Annotated in this window: 14 protein-coding genes; 6 read left to right on the forward strand and 8 right to left on the reverse strand. The window is 61.0% G+C overall.

Annotation, left to right across the window (positions count from 1 at the left end; all coding sequences use genetic code 11):
* The first annotated feature begins 213 nt into the window (after positions 1–213).
* The 4 genes from QZH45_RS28965 (at position 214) to QZH45_RS28980 (ending at position 3,425) form a co-directional block, all read left to right on the forward strand.
* Positions 214–1,611: a COG3014 family protein gene (locus tag QZH45_RS28965; protein WP_024780527.1), complete on the forward strand. Its 1,398-nt coding sequence runs from the start codon at positions 214–216 to the stop codon at positions 1,609–1,611.
* 18 nt (positions 1,612–1,629) lie between these two features.
* Positions 1,630–2,001 (forward strand): YcfL family protein, encoded by a 372-nt coding sequence (locus tag QZH45_RS28970; RefSeq protein WP_024780528.1) that lies wholly within the window; start codon positions 1,630–1,632, stop codon positions 1,999–2,001.
* An 89-nt stretch (positions 2,002–2,090) separates the two neighbouring features.
* Complete coding sequence (gene lpoB / locus QZH45_RS28975) at positions 2,091–2,678, forward strand: penicillin-binding protein activator LpoB (RefSeq protein WP_024780529.1); 588 nt, start codon at positions 2,091–2,093, stop codon at positions 2,676–2,678.
* A 3-nt stretch (positions 2,679–2,681) separates the two neighbouring features.
* A complete protein-coding gene (locus tag QZH45_RS28980; protein ID WP_053190609.1) occupies positions 2,682–3,425 on the forward strand; it encodes a hypothetical protein in 744 nt (247 codons plus the stop codon).
* Here the strand turns inward: QZH45_RS28980 and QZH45_RS28985 are convergent.
* From QZH45_RS28985 to QZH45_RS29015, 7 genes are all read right to left on the reverse strand, one after another.
* Entirely contained in the window at positions 3,422–5,752 is a 2,331-nt protein-coding gene (locus QZH45_RS28985) for a T6SS phospholipase effector Tle1-like catalytic domain-containing protein (protein WP_081036513.1), read from the reverse strand. The two genes, QZH45_RS28980 and QZH45_RS28985, sit on opposite strands and share 4 nt — an antisense overlap.
* Positions 5,753–5,931: 179 nt before the next feature.
* Positions 5,932–6,453 (reverse strand): DUF3304 domain-containing protein, encoded by a 522-nt coding sequence (locus QZH45_RS28990; protein ID WP_024780532.1) that lies wholly within the window; start codon positions 6,451–6,453, stop codon positions 5,932–5,934.
* Positions 6,450–7,262: a DUF4123 domain-containing protein gene (locus tag QZH45_RS28995; RefSeq protein WP_024780533.1), complete on the reverse strand. Its 813-nt coding sequence runs from the start codon at positions 7,260–7,262 to the stop codon at positions 6,450–6,452. Before QZH45_RS28995 ends, QZH45_RS28990 begins: the two co-directional genes overlap by 4 nt.
* Positions 7,263–7,286: 24 nt before the next feature.
* Positions 7,287–9,383, reverse strand: coding sequence for a type VI secretion system tip protein TssI/VgrG (gene tssI, locus QZH45_RS29000; protein WP_055135282.1), 2,097 nt, complete (start codon positions 9,381–9,383; stop codon positions 7,287–7,289).
* Positions 9,384–9,659: 276 nt separating this feature from the next.
* Positions 9,660–10,292, reverse strand: a complete 633-nt coding sequence (gene rhtB, locus QZH45_RS29005) for a homoserine/homoserine lactone efflux protein (RefSeq protein WP_024780535.1) — start codon at positions 10,290–10,292, stop codon at positions 9,660–9,662.
* A 99-nt stretch (positions 10,293–10,391) separates the two neighbouring features.
* Complete coding sequence (locus QZH45_RS29010) at positions 10,392–10,973, reverse strand: mechanosensitive ion channel family protein (RefSeq protein ID WP_024780536.1); 582 nt, start codon at positions 10,971–10,973, stop codon at positions 10,392–10,394.
* A complete protein-coding gene (locus QZH45_RS29015; RefSeq protein WP_055135283.1) occupies positions 10,973–12,883 on the reverse strand; it encodes an ATP-binding cassette domain-containing protein in 1,911 nt (636 codons plus the stop codon). Before QZH45_RS29015 ends, QZH45_RS29010 begins: the two co-directional genes overlap by 1 nt.
* 50 nt (positions 12,884–12,933) lie before the next feature.
* Between QZH45_RS29015 and QZH45_RS29020 the strand changes: the two genes are divergently transcribed.
* Positions 12,934–13,398 carry a TIGR02444 family protein gene (locus QZH45_RS29020; RefSeq protein WP_024780538.1) on the forward strand — a complete coding sequence of 155 codons (465 nt, stop codon included), beginning with the start codon at positions 12,934–12,936 and terminating at the stop codon, positions 13,396–13,398.
* Here the strand turns inward: QZH45_RS29020 and QZH45_RS29025 are convergent.
* Positions 13,395–14,513, reverse strand: a complete 1,119-nt coding sequence (locus QZH45_RS29025; protein WP_055135284.1) for an AlgP family protein — start codon at positions 14,511–14,513, stop codon at positions 13,395–13,397. The two genes, QZH45_RS29020 and QZH45_RS29025, sit on opposite strands and share 4 nt — an antisense overlap.
* 191 nt (positions 14,514–14,704) lie before the next feature.
* Between QZH45_RS29025 and QZH45_RS29030 the strand changes: the two genes are divergently transcribed.
* Entirely contained in the window at positions 14,705–15,370 is a 666-nt protein-coding gene (locus QZH45_RS29030; RefSeq protein ID WP_024780540.1) for an FKBP-type peptidyl-prolyl cis-trans isomerase, read from the forward strand.
* Positions 15,371–15,392 lie beyond the last annotated feature (22 nt).

The following is a 15,392-nucleotide window of genomic DNA, read 5'->3' on the forward strand; positions in this document are numbered from 1 at the left end:
TTCATGCTTTGGAAGTGATGTCACAAAAACGTCGTTTCGAGATTGAAAAGCCATTACATAGCCAACGGCCATGTCTATAATCGCGCCGCCTTATTATAAGAACTTGGCATAAAAGCTCCTCTGCTTATGAGGAACCGATAGCGTCCCGACGCCGTCCGTGGATCGACCCAGCCCGACCCGCCCACCTGGCTGCTACTCAGGGAAGAAATGTTCATGGCCTCCCGTGCCGTTTTTTCGGTCGCCCTCGGTGCGATCACCTTGCTGTCCGGCTGCTCGGTTTTTCGCAACTACGACAGTGAACTGACCCAGACCAATCAAGAGCTGGCGTCTGGCAATGTCGATGCCGCGTTGACCCTGCTGGAAAAGAACAACACCGGTCAAGACCGGGATCTGTTGTATTACTTTGAAAAAGGTGAGCTGCTGCGTGCCAAAGGCGATCTGTCTGGCAGCCAGACAGCCTGGACCAGCGCCGATCAGCAGGTCGGCCAGTGGGAAGATGCGGTCAAGCTCGACACCGCCAAGTACGTGGCGCAGTTCGGCAGCTTCCTGGTCAACGATAAAGTCCGGCGCTATGAGGGCTACGACTACGAAAAGGTCATGCTGACCACACAGATGGCCCTGAATCTGCTGGCCGTGAACGATTTCGACGGCGCCCGGACCCAGATCAAGAAAACCCATGAACGCGAAGCGGTGATTGCCGATCTGCGGGACAAGGAATACCTCAAGCGCGAAGAAGAGGCCGAGCAGCAAGGGGTCAAGACCGAGTACAAGGACCTTCAGGGTTATCCGGTCGCCAGCCTCGACGCGCCCGAAGTGGTGGGTCTGAAAAACAGCTACCAGAGCGCGTTCAGCCATTACCTGGCCGGTTTCGTCTACGAGGCCCTGGGGGAGAAAGGCCTGGCCGCACCGGGTTATCGCAAGGCAGCAGAGCTGCGCCCCAACACACCCTTGCTGGAACAGGCATTGCTCAACCTGGACAAGCCTGCAGCCAAGAATGATGACAGCGACATCCTGATCGTGGTGCAAAGCGGCCTGGCACCGTCCCGCGACTCGATCCGCATCCCCCTGCCGTTGCCTATCAGTGGCCACATCGTCATCACGCCACTGTCGTTCCCGGTGATCAAGCCTGACACTTCCACCGTGACCTTCGCCCAGATCGATGTCGATGGCCGCCAGATGGATCTGACCCCGCTCAACAGCGTCACCGCCATGTCCCGCCGCGCCCTTCGCGACGACATGCCCGGCATCATCCTGCGCACCACCGTGCGAGCCGTCACCCGTGGCGTGGCGCAAAAGCAGATCAACGACACCAACCCGTTGGCCGGCCTGGCCGTGGGCCTCACGTCGGCCGTGCTCGAAGGCGCCGATACCCGGACCTGGCGCACCCTGCCGGATTACACCCAAGTGGTGCGCCTGCGCCTGAAGAAGGGCGAGCACCAGGTCATCCTGCCCAACGCGGTAGGTGGTTCGGTGGTCAAGGTGGTGGTCGACCAGCGCTACCAGGTTGTCACTCTGCGGGCCGTGGGCAATCAGGTCTTTGCCGGGGGCCTGGCCGCCCAGGTGATGCCGAGTGGCAACCCGACCGCCGTCGCCAGCCTCAAACAACCTTAAGAACGGAGTCTTGTTCACATGCGTTCAAAACTGATCGTCGTCTGCGCCCTGGCCTTGCTGGCCGGTTGCGCCACCCCGCCACCCCCTGAGCCGGGCAGTGCCGCCAGCAAGGTCGTAGCGATGGGCAAGACAAAGAACATCGTGGTCGGCGCCATGCGCGTGGCCCGGGAAAACGGCTACATGACCGTCAATGTGCAGCTGAGCAACACCAGTTACAACAACAAGACGATGTACTACCGCTTTGCCTGGCTGGGGCCTGAAGGCTTTCCGATTGCCGAAGAGGAAACCTGGAAAAGCCTGACACTTTACGGCGAACAAACCAGCTTCCTGCCAGCCATCGCGCCGACCCCCAAGGCCGTGGACTTCCGGTTGGAAATCAATACGCCGTAGGAGCCGCCGAAGGCAGCTCCTACGGCGCATTCCAACCTAAATAATTCTGCTGCCAAGAATCCTTTACGCAGTTACTCGAGAGCGCTTCCATGTTCACACGCGTTGCATTCATCACCCTCGCCGCCCTGCTGGTCAGCGGCTGTGCCAACAACTCCCCGGTACTGGGCAACAAGAATATTACCTATGGTGACACCAAGGCCGTGGAAACCGTGACCAACGAGTTCGGCTCCACCGACCTGCAGATGATTGCCGAGTCCATGACCCGCTCACTGGCCCAGTCCGGTGTCCTGCACGGTCGTCCGGTGGTTCAGGTCTATGACGTGAAGAACAAGACCAGCGAGTACATCGATACCCGTGAAATCACCACCAGCATCAAGACCCAGCTGATGAAGACCGGCGCGGCGCGCTTTGCCAGCGACAACAACGCCATGGACAGCCAGGTCGACCAGCTCAAGCTGCAGAACCAGAGCGGACTGTACAAGAAGAGCACCGTGGCCAAGACCGGCAACATGATCGCCGCCAAATACCGCCTCGAAGGCTCTATCAGCTCGATCGTCAAGCGCAGCAGCGACTACAAGGACGTCTTCTACAAATTCAGCCTGCAATTGATCGACGTCGAAAGCGGTCTGGCCGAGTGGATGGACGAAAAAGAAATCCGCAAGACCACGGAGCGCTAAGCCATGCGCACATGGATAGGCATCATGGCCCTGGCCTGCGCGTTCGGCGCGCAGGCGGCCCCGAAAGTCGCCGTTACCGACCTGGCCTACCAGCAACGGGTGGAGGAATACATCCACACCGTTTCGGCCCAGAGCAACTTCCAGGCGAATACCTACAGTGCCAGCGCGTCGTCGAGCTACGACGAGATGGAAGCCACCAGCAGCTATATCGAGCAAGGCGAACTGCGCAAGTTCACCGGTGACATCAAGGGTGAAATCCTGCGCAGCGGCATGTTCCAGCTAGTACAGGGCACGCCTCACACCGAGTCCTCCACCGGCGACGTCTACGATGTAATCAAGCGCATCAGAGCCGGACGCTTCAAGGGCGCCGACTACGTGCTATTCGGCACGGTATCGGACATCGATTTCACCCGAGACATCAATGAACTGGCCAACACCGACAGCTACTCGGCGGTGCTAGGACTGACCCTGGTGGCCGACTTCAGCCTGATCAACACCCGGACCTTCGAAATCACCTCGGCGTTCACCGCCATGGGTGAAGGCCAGGACACCAAATTGCTGAACCACCGGGACGCACGCATCAGCCTCAACCGCCCTCGCGTGGTACGCGACGTGTCCAAGTCCTTGGGCGAGGACGTGGCGCGACAACTGAGCGAGCAGCTCGGCGGTCCAAGCCATGAGCCGCCCGGCGAGCCGGTACCACGCAACAACCTGCCACGGGACACCGCACCGGTAATCCTGCGCTAAGCACCGGAGCCCCTGCTCCCCAACCCTGGGACAGAGGCTCCTGCGGCGCCATCAAGCGTCTGCCTGAGCCGTCCCAAGCAGTCGCTCTCCGGCTTTCTCACAGATTGAATCGCGTCCAGCAACGGTTGCCACCTGTGACTATCCGCCGTCTGTTCATTCAGCGGTGTTGGGGACGGCAAGGCTTGGGCCAGCTTCAGGACATTTCCGACTTGCCGCGTGTAAGCACGAACCTCATCGAGCCCCTCGTCTAATGGCAGTGCGATACCGGTGGCGCTATCAAAGGCCTCGATCGTCGGAACGATGCCAAGCTTGCCACGGAGCACCGGGATGCCGAGCCCCGGCATCAACAGGCCCACCAACAGGCGTGGATCTCGACGGCTGACACTCAAGCCAACACTGGCGAGCACCACGGCCACGCCGATGACCTGCCCGGCCGTCGCCAACAGCGACAAGCGCTTATTGGACTCCTCATCGAAAAAAATCGCTCGATATCGGAAGTAGTCACTGAATACTTCCCGCTCGTTCAGCGCCGCGTTCATGAACCAGGCGCGAGAATCGTGGACATGTTCATCGAACAACCGCACCAGATCCCAGGCTTCATCATCGCGAGGCGCCAGGTCCTCACCGAACCAGCGCACCACTTCCCGATTGCCGGCCCGGCGCAGGTCACGGTATTCCTCCGCTTCATCCTGCTCGTTGAGCAGGTAGACCAGGCCGCCAACCGACGCATTGATGAGGCGACCTTGACTCAGGCCGGGGTCGAGGGGACTCAGGTTCCACTCAGGAATGTAGTCGCGGCGAAAATCCAGCATGGCGCCGTGCAACTGACGTTGATCCAGGCTCGGCTCAAACGTTTTTGCTGTATTGAGAGCAATCTCACCCACACCGGTCCGTTGTTCATAAGTGCGCTTCAGGGCCGAATGTCTTTCATGATCAGCGGAAGCGGCGGGAGGCTCCTTGCCGGCACGCAGGGCGGTATTTTTCTCCTGTTGTCGCCGGTGCAGCGTGGAGAAGGCCGAACGTTCCTCGTCGCTCATGTCCTTGCCCTGCACGTGGGCCCAGGCCGAGGTGGTGCGAAAGAGAAAATTGGCGTAGCGGTTGATGCGCCAACCGGTAATCAGCCCGGCTTCTCGGGCCATAACCTCTTCGAGGGGCCCATTGTCCTGGGCATCGAGCCAGATATTGAAGCGACGGATCAGCGTTGGGGAGACATCGAAAGCGTCGTAGGTCCCGCCATCCATGACCAACCACGGCCAGCGCTCTTTCTGCTCATCGCTGAGGGCACTGGCAGGTGCCTGCAAGGGAGCGCCGACCTGATAGGCCTCATGAAACATGTGCTGCAAGGGCAATTGGGACAGCAGCTCATGACTGCCTCCCAACGCCTTGCCCTGCTCTCCCGGCGGATAACCTCCGCCAACATCCGAATGCACCCCCGGATAGAGGTATTCAAATGTGCCCGTGCGATAAGTGGATGGACAATCGGGGTCGTCGGGATCGGCTTTTCGACGAATCGAATCCAGGGGGAAACTGCCCCGCTGCTCATGGGCTGCCACCAGGTGTACACAACGCTCCAGGAGTATCTGCGAATCGGGCAGCCGCAACGCTCCCTCCGCCCAGCCCATGTGTCCGCTGACAAAGGGCGCCAGATCCGCCATGCCCACCGACGCCACCGTGTCAAACAGACCGAGGAAACCGATGCTGATGGGCACACCGGCGAACAGGTGGCAGGTTTCGCCGTTCGCCCCGACTTCGGTCAGTTGACGTAACCACTGTGTAAACGTCCGGGCCTGGGCGGCGCCACGGGAGAAGCCATAGACATACAGGCGCAGGAACTTGATCCGTGGGATCGAGTGACTGGCGTGCAGACGCTCAACCGTCTCACGCAAGCCTATCAATGGCTCTTCCAGCACAGCACGCCTGCGCGCTTGTGCGGTATTGAGTGCATCCCCCACGCAACTGCTCATCTGCCGGACCCAGGCAAGGGCTTGCGCCGGTTCCAGGTGCGACTCCCCACAGTGTCGACGCAAAGCATCGATCAGCCGCGTCAGGCCCCAGTTGATGCGATTTTCGCCACCACGAGCCGCCACCAGCCCCATGGCGTCAGGTTCAAACTCACCGACTTCCGGAAACTCGGTGCCGACACCCTGCATGTAATAGGCATAGAAACCTGCCTCATTGGCCCGGCTTTGCCCCGGACCGGTGCCGCCACCCAGGCTGGCGTGATACAGGCGCGCGACGTTGCTGGTGGTCGGCGGGTGGTTCCGCTTGTCTGTGGGTTCGTGGTTATTGGTGCCGTCAAAACACAACGTGACATGCAACACGTCCATGCAGGGTGGGCCGGAATAGGGAATGTCTGCCGCCCTGCAAGCCGCTCTGTAAATGTTCGCGGCCTCGGTCAAGGTTTTCTGCTGTTCGACATGGTTGTGCGCGACGTCTTTAGGCGTTCGCGGCAACATTCCCTCTTTGGCAAAAAACGGCGTCACGGCCAGGGGCTGCGGCCTGCTTCTCAATGTACCGGGCATGGCGACAGCGCCTCCATCCTGCGGGGAAAACCAAAGGGATAACCGGGCATGCCCGGCAACGTCACCACCGCGGACACGGCGACTTGATCACAAGGCAGGAAATGCACGTCAACCACACCGAGCCGCTCGTAGGGCGCCACCTCAACCCAGACGCTGTGCCGGCTGTAGCCGGCCCGATGGGCTTTCATCCGCGTCCGCCATTCATCCGTGTGCCGTCGCTCCGGCCAACTGCCATAAGCGTGGGGCGCCGGATCCTTTTCCCACTCCACCAACACCTTCAGTCCCGGACTCCATTGGGCAGGCATCCCGACACAACAGTTCTGCTTGCCGCCACCGCCATAAGGACCGATGCCCGGCCCACCGTTGCGGTTGACGCTGAAGTGATGGATGGCCGCCGACGTATGGTTATAGCCTTCGATGGGCGTGCCGATCAGGCTGGTCTGCGCAGGCATGCAACCGCAAAGAGCACTGAAGACCGACAACCCCCATGTCCCTGGACGCGTCATTGGCCGATACCTCGTTTGCCCTTAGCTTGGGCGGCACACTCCACGAGCCATTCCTCGAGGAACTGCTCCCGCGCCGCTCCCATCAGCCGCTGACGGTCCGCATCGACATGAACGCGAAAAGCCTGGTGGATGAACGTCTCGAACGAATCGAAACCGTAAGGGCCCGGTAGGATTTCCTGCCGGGCACACCACTGTTGCGCATCGCTGAGGACGCCCACTTCGGCGATTTGCTCATCGCTCAACCGCAACACCGGTGCGCCCTGCCCCACATCCCTCTGCCGGACATCGAATCCCGCCATCTGGCAGGCCTTGCCATCGCGGTCGATCCACTGCCAATTGATGACGCCCTCATGGAGCATCCTGAGCTGGTCGGGATCGAGCAGTTCGCACAAGAGTCTGAACAAGCGGGTGTCGTAGTAGCGCAGCACACCGCTTTTGTGGCCCTGATCCCATTCAGCCTGGGTGCACCGTCCCAGGCGTTCGCCAAGGGCATCGAACGACCAGCGGCTGAACAGCGCCAGCACTCGCGAATGGCGGTAGCACATCTGGATGAAGTCCTTCAGCCAGAGCTGCTGCACGGCATCGAAGAGCAGAACCCGCACCAGCACCGGTCCCTGGTCAGCGAAAGCCCGTTCGGGAGAATCCCGGAGCAGAAGCCGATAGCGCGGCGACGGCGCGAGCTCGTCCAAGCGTTGCAACAGCGGATAGTCAAACAGCGCGCAGTTGATCAGCAGATCCACATGAGTGAGGCCGCAGGCCTTGGCCTGAGCGTATAGATGTTGCAGCCATTGCAGGGCAGTTGGAGACATGATCATCCTTGAAAGTTGACCCGCTCAGAGACGGGCGGCCAAGCCTCTGACCTGGGCTTGGGCCTGTTGAAAGCAACGTTTGCACAGCACGCCGATCGACAGGGGCGCTCTACCCGCCGGCGGCCCGGTCGCGTCTTCACTTATCGCAACGACGCCGGTCGAAGTGGCTGCGCGTCCGGCCACTGGGTCATCGGTTTCCCCCGGCCGGCGGGCAGACTTGTTCTGCAAAGTCGCTCCAGGACCCGGACCGCCTCCCGGTTCGATGGGAGTGCTGCTGAAAATGCCGTCGGCACCAATACGCAGAAAATGGCCACCGCCTTCCAGGGTCAGCTGCGATCCGGACTTGACTGTCAGCGCACCCGCGCATTCGATCTGCAGGACCTGCCCGGCGCGAATCACCAGGGTCTCACCGGCCTGTGCATGGAGGCTGCCGTTGATGTTGAGAAAATCGTCGGCATTCAGTTGCGTTACGCGATGCCCTCCAACGGTGTGGTGCTCCTCGCCCCGTATTTCGCTGTAGTGCTGACCGGCCAGGGTAATGCGCTGGTCGCGGCCGATCTCCAGCGTGTGGTCATTGCGCACGTTGGCGAACAGGTCGCGTTCGGCCCGCAGATAGATCCGTTCGGCCCCCTTTCTGTCTTCGATGTGCAACTCGTTGCTGCCATCCCCTCCCGGTGAACTCCGGCTCTTGAAGACACTGCGGGTGTCGTTGAGGGGTAAGCCATGGGGAACCGGATTGGCCTTGTTTGGCACGCAACCGGTGATCAGCGGTTGATCGGGATCGCCCGCAAGAAAAGTGATCACGACTTCCATGCCGACCCGGGGGATCAACTGGGTACCAAACCCATCCCCCGCCCATCCGGTGGCGACTCGCACCCAGCAACTGCTCCGCTCCGGGTTGCCTTCGGCACGGTCCCAATGGAAACGGACCTTGACCCGGCCATACTCGTCGCAATGAATCTCGCTGCCTTGCGGTCCGCTGACCGTGGCCGTTTCACTGACCAGCACCGGTCGACGATGCCTCACGGACGGGCGATAGAACACGTCCCACGGAACCGCCTTGAACCGGTTGCCATAGCCCTGCTCCGGTATCCCCTCCTCCACATTGCCAATGGCCTCTTCAAGGACCTGGGGCTGCGAGCCTTCATGCCTGAGCCAGGTGAGCAACCAGCGCTGGTTCCAGCAAGCCCGGCCATGGTTCTTCAGGCTCATGAAATGCCCGCTCAGCAGGGCCGGTTGATTGCTGCCGCCTTCGGCAACGCAGGTATCTCTTTGTCGACGTTGCAGGGCTCGCAGGGCCGTCTGTCGGCCCTGAGCCAGCGTCAGGAAACGCCCTGGCGCGTAGGCATAATCCTCTCGATCCGGCTGCGCCCCCTGTGCACCATGCGGGTGATGTCCAGAGGCACCTTCCAGGGTCAGGCGAGGCTTTTCGAAATCATGGTCACGTCGGGTTACCCGACTGGTGGCACCTCGTACCCGAACGGAGAAGGTCCTGATGGTGGGTTCGTCGGCGACCATCGCACCGTCAGGGACGAACGGTGTAGGTGGCAGACTCCTGAACCGGGACTGGTCATCACCAAATACCAGGACATGCTGCTGCGGCCCATGTTCGAAGTGGTAATGCCAACCCTCCTCTTCGCACAGGCGCTGGATAAAGGCCAGATCGCTTTCTTCGCACTGGGTGCAATAGTCCCGGGGTGGATATTCCGTGGGGCCCAGTTGAAAGCGGAAGGCATCCCCCAGCAGACCATGCAGTTTGAGCACCTCTGTGATGATCTGGCGAACAGTCTGTCGCTGAAAGATTCGCCGATTGAAGGCCAGCTCGAGACTGCTCAGGCGCGGCACCAGCGTCGCGTGATAATGGGTCAGCCGCTGCCCGGACTCGCCCACGGCGAAATCCGCAATTTGCCCGTGGATGCCATTGCCCAGCGTATTGAAAGCCAGAAAGGCGGGACGATGCAGAAACCGTTCAAGCGCCAGGCCGGCATGCTCACTGACAAGCCTGATTCTGAATTCAAAAGGCCGGCTGATTGCCTCCGTGCCCTCGAAGGCGAGAACACCGAGTTCATCGGGCAGGCTGTCGATCGTCAACCTGAACTGGGCTGTGGAGAGCGCGGGCATTTACGGTCACCGGATGAACGAGAGAGCTCCATGATCGAAAAATCGACGCAGGTCGTATGCAGCCCCAATCCGAACACCGCATAGGCAAATTCCCCGCTTACCCCCAGTTAGGTCTGTCAGAAAAGGCGGATTTGTAGGCTGATACCTACCCGCAAGACACAAAAAAGTGGGAGCGGGCTTGCTCGCGAATGCGGTTCGTCAGTCAAAAACACGCCAACTGATCAACCGCATTCGCGGGCAAGCCCGCTCCCACACTGATTTCCTTATGCAGTACCTTTACATAGCGGCTTTGCGAATCGTCGCCAGTAGACCCGCTGCGCCAATGAACAATCCGGCGAAGGTCCGATTCATCCGCCGTTGCTGCTTCGGAGTACGCAACAGGCGCAGGACTTTGGCAGCCAGCCCGGTGTAGCCAGCCATGACGATGAGGTCGACGCAAATCATGGTCACGCCCAGGATCAGGTACTGTTTGAGCAGAGGGGCATGGGGATCGATGAACTGCGGCAGTACCGCCAGCATGAACACCAATGCCTTGGGGTTGCTGATGTTCACCAGAAAGCCACGGAACATCAGCGCCAAGGGCTTGCCGATGGGCCGTGGAGTGGCTTCATCGCTGATCTCGCCGGGGATGGCTCGCCACTGCTTGATGCCCAGGAACACCAGGTAGGCAACCCCGAACCATTTGATTGCATAGAACGCCGTGGCTGAGGTGGAGAGGATCGCGCCGACGCCCGCAGCGACAATCACGATCTGCAACGCCAGGCCCAATTGCAGGCCCAGGGCATTCCAGTAGCCACGCCAGAAACCGTACTGCAGACCGCTGGACATCGATGCGATGGCACCCGCGCCCGGCGAAAGACTGATCACCCAACAAGCGGCGAAAAACGCCAGCCATGTTTCCAGCACCATTGCACACCTCGGCCAAGATTTCGTCTAGACGACTAAGCTAATGCGCCGCCGCGCGGCTGACCATCGTTATTTCAGAAACCTTGGAGCAGCAGGGACTGGCTACTCGACCAACCCACCCACCGGAAAAGCCTCGCTACCGCGCCAACGCCGGACCGAACGCTGGAAGAACAGGCTGTTGGGCACTTGCACCATGGAACTGCCAGTGCCGAGTTCCTCGGGCTCGATCAAAGTGGTGTAAAGCAGGTTGATCGCTACCACCCGCCCTTTGATGCCAGGCTTGTCGGTCGCTTCCACCAGCTCGACCACATCGCCCAGGCGAAATGGCCCGACGGTGTAGATCAGGACCGCGCACAGCAGATTCGACAACACGCTCCAGATGGCGAAAAACGCCACGGCCGCCACCGCGACGAAGCCGGAAATCGCGGTCCACAATACCGTGGCCGACACCCCCAGGCGCTCAAGCACCACCAGCACCGCGCTGCCCATGATCAGCCAGCGCAGCACGCCCCGCAGAACGATCAATAGGTGAGGTGGAAACGGGTAGCGCTCGCCGAGTCCCGTAAGCGCACGCGCCACGACACGCTGCATCACGTAACCGACCAGCAGGATCAGCAGGACTTGCACGCCGAGCCAGAGCGGCTCGATCCACATGACCGGGATGGGCAAGGTCAACGCTTCCATCAGGACAGCGCCTCCAGCTCCGTTTGCAGGGTTTCCAGCAATTCCAGGGCTTGCATCCACGCCTCCTCAAGCTCCGCCTCCCGAACCTTCAACCGGGCCTGTTCGGCCAGCAGATCGCGCAATTCATCCCTGCGCGCTGCTTCGTAGAGACCACTGTCCCCGAGACTGGTTTCGATTCCATGCAGTTTTTCATGCAGCTTGCCCAGCTCGGATTCGAGCTTGTCGGCCTCGCGCTTGTGCGGCGCAAGCTGCTGACGCAGGGCGGCGGCGGCCTGGCGCTGGGCTTTCTTGTCGGTCTTGTCCGGGTTCACTGGCGTCGTACTGACCGGCGCATTGCGCTGGCGGTAGTCCACCAACCAGCGTGCGTAGTCTTCGAGGTCGCCGTCGAACTCTTCGACTTTGCCGTCGGCCACCAAGAAGAAATTATCCGTGGTGCTCTTGAGCAGGTGCCGATCGTGAGACACCACCAGCACCGCCCCACTGAACTCCTGCAAGGCCATGGTGAGGGCCAGGCGCATTTCCAGGTCCAGGTGGTTGGTCGGTTCGTCGAGCAAGAGCAGATTCGGCCTCTCCCATGCGATCAACGCCAACGCCAGGCGTGCCTTCTCGCCACCGGAGAAATTCAGCACCGGCTCGTCGATGCGCGCGCCCCGGAAGTCAAAGCCGCCGAGGAAATCACGCAAGGTCTGCTCGCGCTCGGTCGGCGCCAGGCGCTGCAAGTGCAACAAAGGGCTGGCCTTGGCATCAAGGGAATCCAGCTGGTGCTGGGCAAAGTAGCCGACCACGGTATTCTCGCCACGGGTCAGGCGCCCGGCCAGGGGCTGGAGTTCACCGGAGAGGTTCTTGATCAGGGTCGATTTACCGGCACCGTTGGGGCCCAGCAGACCAATGCGCGCGCCGGGCGTCAGTTGCAGCTTGACCTTCTCCAGCACAGTCTTGTCGCCGTAGCCCAGTCGCGCGTCGGACAGGTCGATCAACGGGCTGGAGATCTTGGTCGACTCGCGGAAGACGAAATCGAACGGCGAATCGACGTGGGCCGCGGACAGCTCCTCCATCCGTTCCAGCGCCTTGATCCGACTCTGGGCCTGACGGGCCTTGGTGGCCTGGGCCTTGAAGCGGGCGATGTAGCTTTCCATGTGCGCGCGCTGCGCCTGCTGCTTCTCGTAGGCTTGCTGTTGCTGGGCCAGGCGCTCGGCACGGGCCCGTTCGAAAGCCGTATAGCCACCGCGATACAGGACGAGCTTGCGCTGATCGACATGGGCCACGTGGTCCACCACCGCGTCGAGGAAATCACGGTCGTGGGAAATCAGCAGCAGCGTGCCCGGGTAACTCTTGAGCCAGTCCTCGAGCCAGATGATGGCGTCAAGATCCAAGTGGTTGGTCGGCTCGTCGAGCAGCAGCAGATCCGAGGGGCACATCAAGGCTTGCGCCAGGTTCAGGCGCATCCGCCAACCGCCGGAGAAGTCCCCGACCTGGCGGTCCATCTGTTCGTTGGTAAAACCCAGGCCGGCGAGCAACTTGCGGGCACGGGCATCGGCGGTGTAGCCGTCGGCGCTGTCGAGCTCCGAATGCAACCGGGCCAGGGCTGCGCCGTCGTGAGCCGCTTCGGCGACAGCCAGGTCGCGTTGAACCTGACGCAGGCGTATATCGCCGTCGAGCACGTAGTCCACCGCCAGGCGTTCGAGGGTATCGACCTCCTGGCGCATGTGGGCAATACGCCAGTCAGCGGGCAGCGAGCAATCACCGGAGTCCGGGTGAAGCTCGCCCCGCAACAAGGCGAACAGGCTCGATTTGCCGGCGCCATTGGCACCGATGAGGCCAGCTTTGTGGCCGGCGTGCAGGGTCAGCTCGGCGTCTTCTAGCAGACGTTGCGGGCCACGCTGTAAAGTCAGGTTCTGAAGTCGGATCATAATGGCGGCGGAGTCTACCAGCTTCGCTCGCAACTGGCGCGAGTAGCACGATGTCCTCTGACCTGTGGAAATTCTCCCTCGACCTCTATGCGCGGCCCGGCGTGGAGCCGATCTGTCTGGCATTGCAGGAGGCCGGCGCAAGCGTCTGCCTGCTGCTTTGCGGCCTGTGGCTGGAGCAGCGCGGCGTGGCCTGCGATGAACAAAGACTGCAACAGCTTCGGCAGCTGGCACAGTCTTGGGAAAAAGAGGTGGTGCAGCCACTACGGACGCTTCGCACCCAATGGAAAGCTGGCGCCCTGCAAGACACGGATCTCACTCATCTGCGCGAGCAGGTCAAGAAGCTGGAGCTGGAAGCCGAACGGTGTCTGCTGGAGCGATTGGAAGCAGTGGCTGCACGCTGGCCTGAGGGGCGTCAGAACGACTCGGCGCGATGGCTGCAAGGGCTGGCGGCGAGTGCCGGACCAGCGAACCACGACGCGCTGCATCAGTTGCGCGTCGTGGTCTCCAGTACTTAGGAAGCGCTGGTTGGGGTGCCGGTGCTCGGCGCAACGGAAGCCGACGGGCTGACCGTCGAAGCCGGGGTGCTGGCAGTTGGAACGGGGGTCGCTGTCGGGGCCGGCGATGCAGGCTTGGCAGCTGGCGCAGTCGCAGTTTTTGCCGCGGCTGGCTTTTTCACAGCGGGTTTTGCTGCTGGCTTGGCAGCGGCAGGTTTTGCTGCCGGTTTTGCAGCAGCAGGTTTTGCTGTAACAGGCTTGGCAGCGGATTTGGTCGCAGCTGGTTTGGCAGCAGCTGGTTTAGTCGCAGCCTTGGCAGGCGCTTTGGCAGCGGCCGGTTTGGCAGCTGCAACAGGTTTGGCGGCAGCGGTTTTCGTCGCGGCAGGTTTGGCAGCAGCCGTTTTTGTCGTCGCTGGTTTGGCAACTGGCTTCGCCGCGACTGCTTTTGCAGGGGCTTTGGCGGCTGGCTTGGCCGCTGCGGTTTTCGTCGCGGCGGGTTTGGCGGCGACTGCTTTTTTAGCGGCCGGTTTCACAGCAGCTTTCGCAGCAGGCTTGGCGGCAGCTGTTTTTGCAACAGGCTTGGCGGCAGCTTTGACAGCCGGTTTTTTCGCCGCTGGTTTGGCTGCGCTGGCAGCGACCGATTTAGCAGCAGGCTTGGCTGGTGCTTTTGCCGGTGCTTTTGCCACGACGGGTTTAGCTACCGGTTTCTTGGCCGATACAGCGGCAGGCTTGGCAGCACGAAGCGTCAGCGCCTTGCCGGCAGCCTCTTGCACGCGACCAACGCCCTGAGCCAGCTTCAGGCTTTCCTGGGCATCACGCTTGAGCTGCAGAATGTAGGCGCGGGTTTCGGACTGACGATCCTTCAAGGCATCGAGCAGGTCTTCGAGTTCTTTGACGACATCCTTGGCCTTGGCTTGTGCCTTGGCCTTGCCGGCGTTAGCTGCGTCTTGCAGTTTGGTGCGCGACTTGTGCAGTTTTTCCTGCGCCTTGCCGCGTTGTTTTTCCAGTTTGGCGAGCAGTTTTTCAGCATCAGCCAGGGCTTGGGAGCATGCGTTTTCCAAATGCTCGAGCAAGGCGCCCGAAAGTTGTTGGAGCAAGTGCAACGGAGTATTTACAGGCTTCTTGGTGGCCGACATGGTTTACCTCCTGACTGACGTGAGTGCGGCTCATACTAGACCTCTGCTGCAACCGCCGCTAGGGCATGTTGACAGTACACAGGGCGTTGCGTTGCAAGAGACAAAAAAACTTCTGCGCCATTGCCGGAGCAATCCCACTTCGCAGCAATCGGCGCTGGCATAATTCCTCCATTCGAGCCCGGAGAGCACACATGACGCGTCACCTGTTTTTCCTCCTGTGCATGGTTTGCTCCATGGTCCAGGCCGTCGAAAGAACCAGCGCAAACGATGCCCATGACCTGGCCTACAGCCTGGGCGCGAGCCTGGGTGAGCGCCTGCGCCAGGACGTGCCTGACCTGCAGATCCAGGCATTGGTGGAAGGTCTGCAACAGGCCTACCAGGGCAAGCCGCTGGCACTCAAGGATGAGCGCATCGAACAGATCCTGGCCAATCATCAGGCACAGCTGACAGCGCAATCGACGACACCACGGATTGAAGTGGCGCTGAAAACGGAGCAGAAATTTCTCAACGAGGAAAGAAACCGGCCAGGTGTAAAGCAGTTGGAAGACGGCATCCTGTTGACTGAACTCAAGCCCGGCAACGGGGTGAAAGCCGGTCCCCACGGCAAGGTGCAGGTGCTGTACACCGGTCGCTTGCCCGACGGTACCGTATTCGACTCCAACCACCAGGCGCAGTGGTTCAGTCTCGACAGTGTGATTGATGGCTGGCGCGTTGCGTTGCCGCAAATGCCCGTAGGCGCGAAATGGCGACTGGTAATTCCGTCGACCCAGGCCTATGGCGCGGAAGGGGCCGGGGATGTGATTCCACCGTTCACGCCACTGGTGTTCGAGATCGAATTGCTGGGTGCGACGAGCTGACATTGCCCATACGAAAAACGGT

Source organism: Pseudomonas corrugata, assembly GCF_050920615.1.
Classification (GTDB): domain Bacteria; phylum Pseudomonadota; class Gammaproteobacteria; order Pseudomonadales; family Pseudomonadaceae; genus Aquipseudomonas; species Aquipseudomonas corrugata.

Excerpts from the sequence above, each read along its gene's own strand:
- QZH45_RS28965 (WP_024780527.1), top strand. The coding sequence starts at position 214 with ATGGCCTCCCGTGCCGTTTTTTCGGTCGCCCTCGGTGCGATCACCTTG.
- QZH45_RS28970 (WP_024780528.1), top strand. The coding sequence starts at position 1,630 with ATGCGTTCAAAACTGATCGTCGTCTGCGCCCTGGCCTTGCTGGCCGGT.
- lpoB (WP_024780529.1), top strand. The coding sequence starts at position 2,091 with ATGTTCACACGCGTTGCATTCATCACCCTCGCCGCCCTGCTGGTCAGC.
- QZH45_RS28980 (WP_053190609.1), top strand. The coding sequence starts at position 2,682 with ATGCGCACATGGATAGGCATCATGGCCCTGGCCTGCGCGTTCGGCGCG.
- QZH45_RS28985 (WP_081036513.1), bottom strand. The coding sequence starts at position 5,752 with ATGGACGTGTTGCATGTCACGTTGTGTTTTGACGGCACCAATAACCAC.
- QZH45_RS28990 (WP_024780532.1), bottom strand. The coding sequence starts at position 6,453 with ATGACGCGTCCAGGGACATGGGGGTTGTCGGTCTTCAGTGCTCTTTGC.
- QZH45_RS28995 (WP_024780533.1), bottom strand. The coding sequence starts at position 7,262 with ATGTCTCCAACTGCCCTGCAATGGCTGCAACATCTATACGCTCAGGCC.
- tssI (WP_055135282.1), bottom strand. The coding sequence starts at position 9,383 with ATGCCCGCGCTCTCCACAGCCCAGTTCAGGTTGACGATCGACAGCCTG.
- rhtB (WP_024780535.1), bottom strand. The coding sequence starts at position 10,292 with ATGGTGCTGGAAACATGGCTGGCGTTTTTCGCCGCTTGTTGGGTGATC.
- QZH45_RS29010 (WP_024780536.1), bottom strand. The coding sequence starts at position 10,973 with ATGGAAGCGTTGACCTTGCCCATCCCGGTCATGTGGATCGAGCCGCTC.
- QZH45_RS29015 (WP_055135283.1), bottom strand. The coding sequence starts at position 12,883 with ATGATCCGACTTCAGAACCTGACTTTACAGCGTGGCCCGCAACGTCTG.
- QZH45_RS29020 (WP_024780538.1), top strand. The coding sequence starts at position 12,934 with ATGTCCTCTGACCTGTGGAAATTCTCCCTCGACCTCTATGCGCGGCCC.
- QZH45_RS29025 (WP_055135284.1), bottom strand. The coding sequence starts at position 14,513 with ATGTCGGCCACCAAGAAGCCTGTAAATACTCCGTTGCACTTGCTCCAA.
- QZH45_RS29030 (WP_024780540.1), top strand. The coding sequence starts at position 14,705 with ATGACGCGTCACCTGTTTTTCCTCCTGTGCATGGTTTGCTCCATGGTC.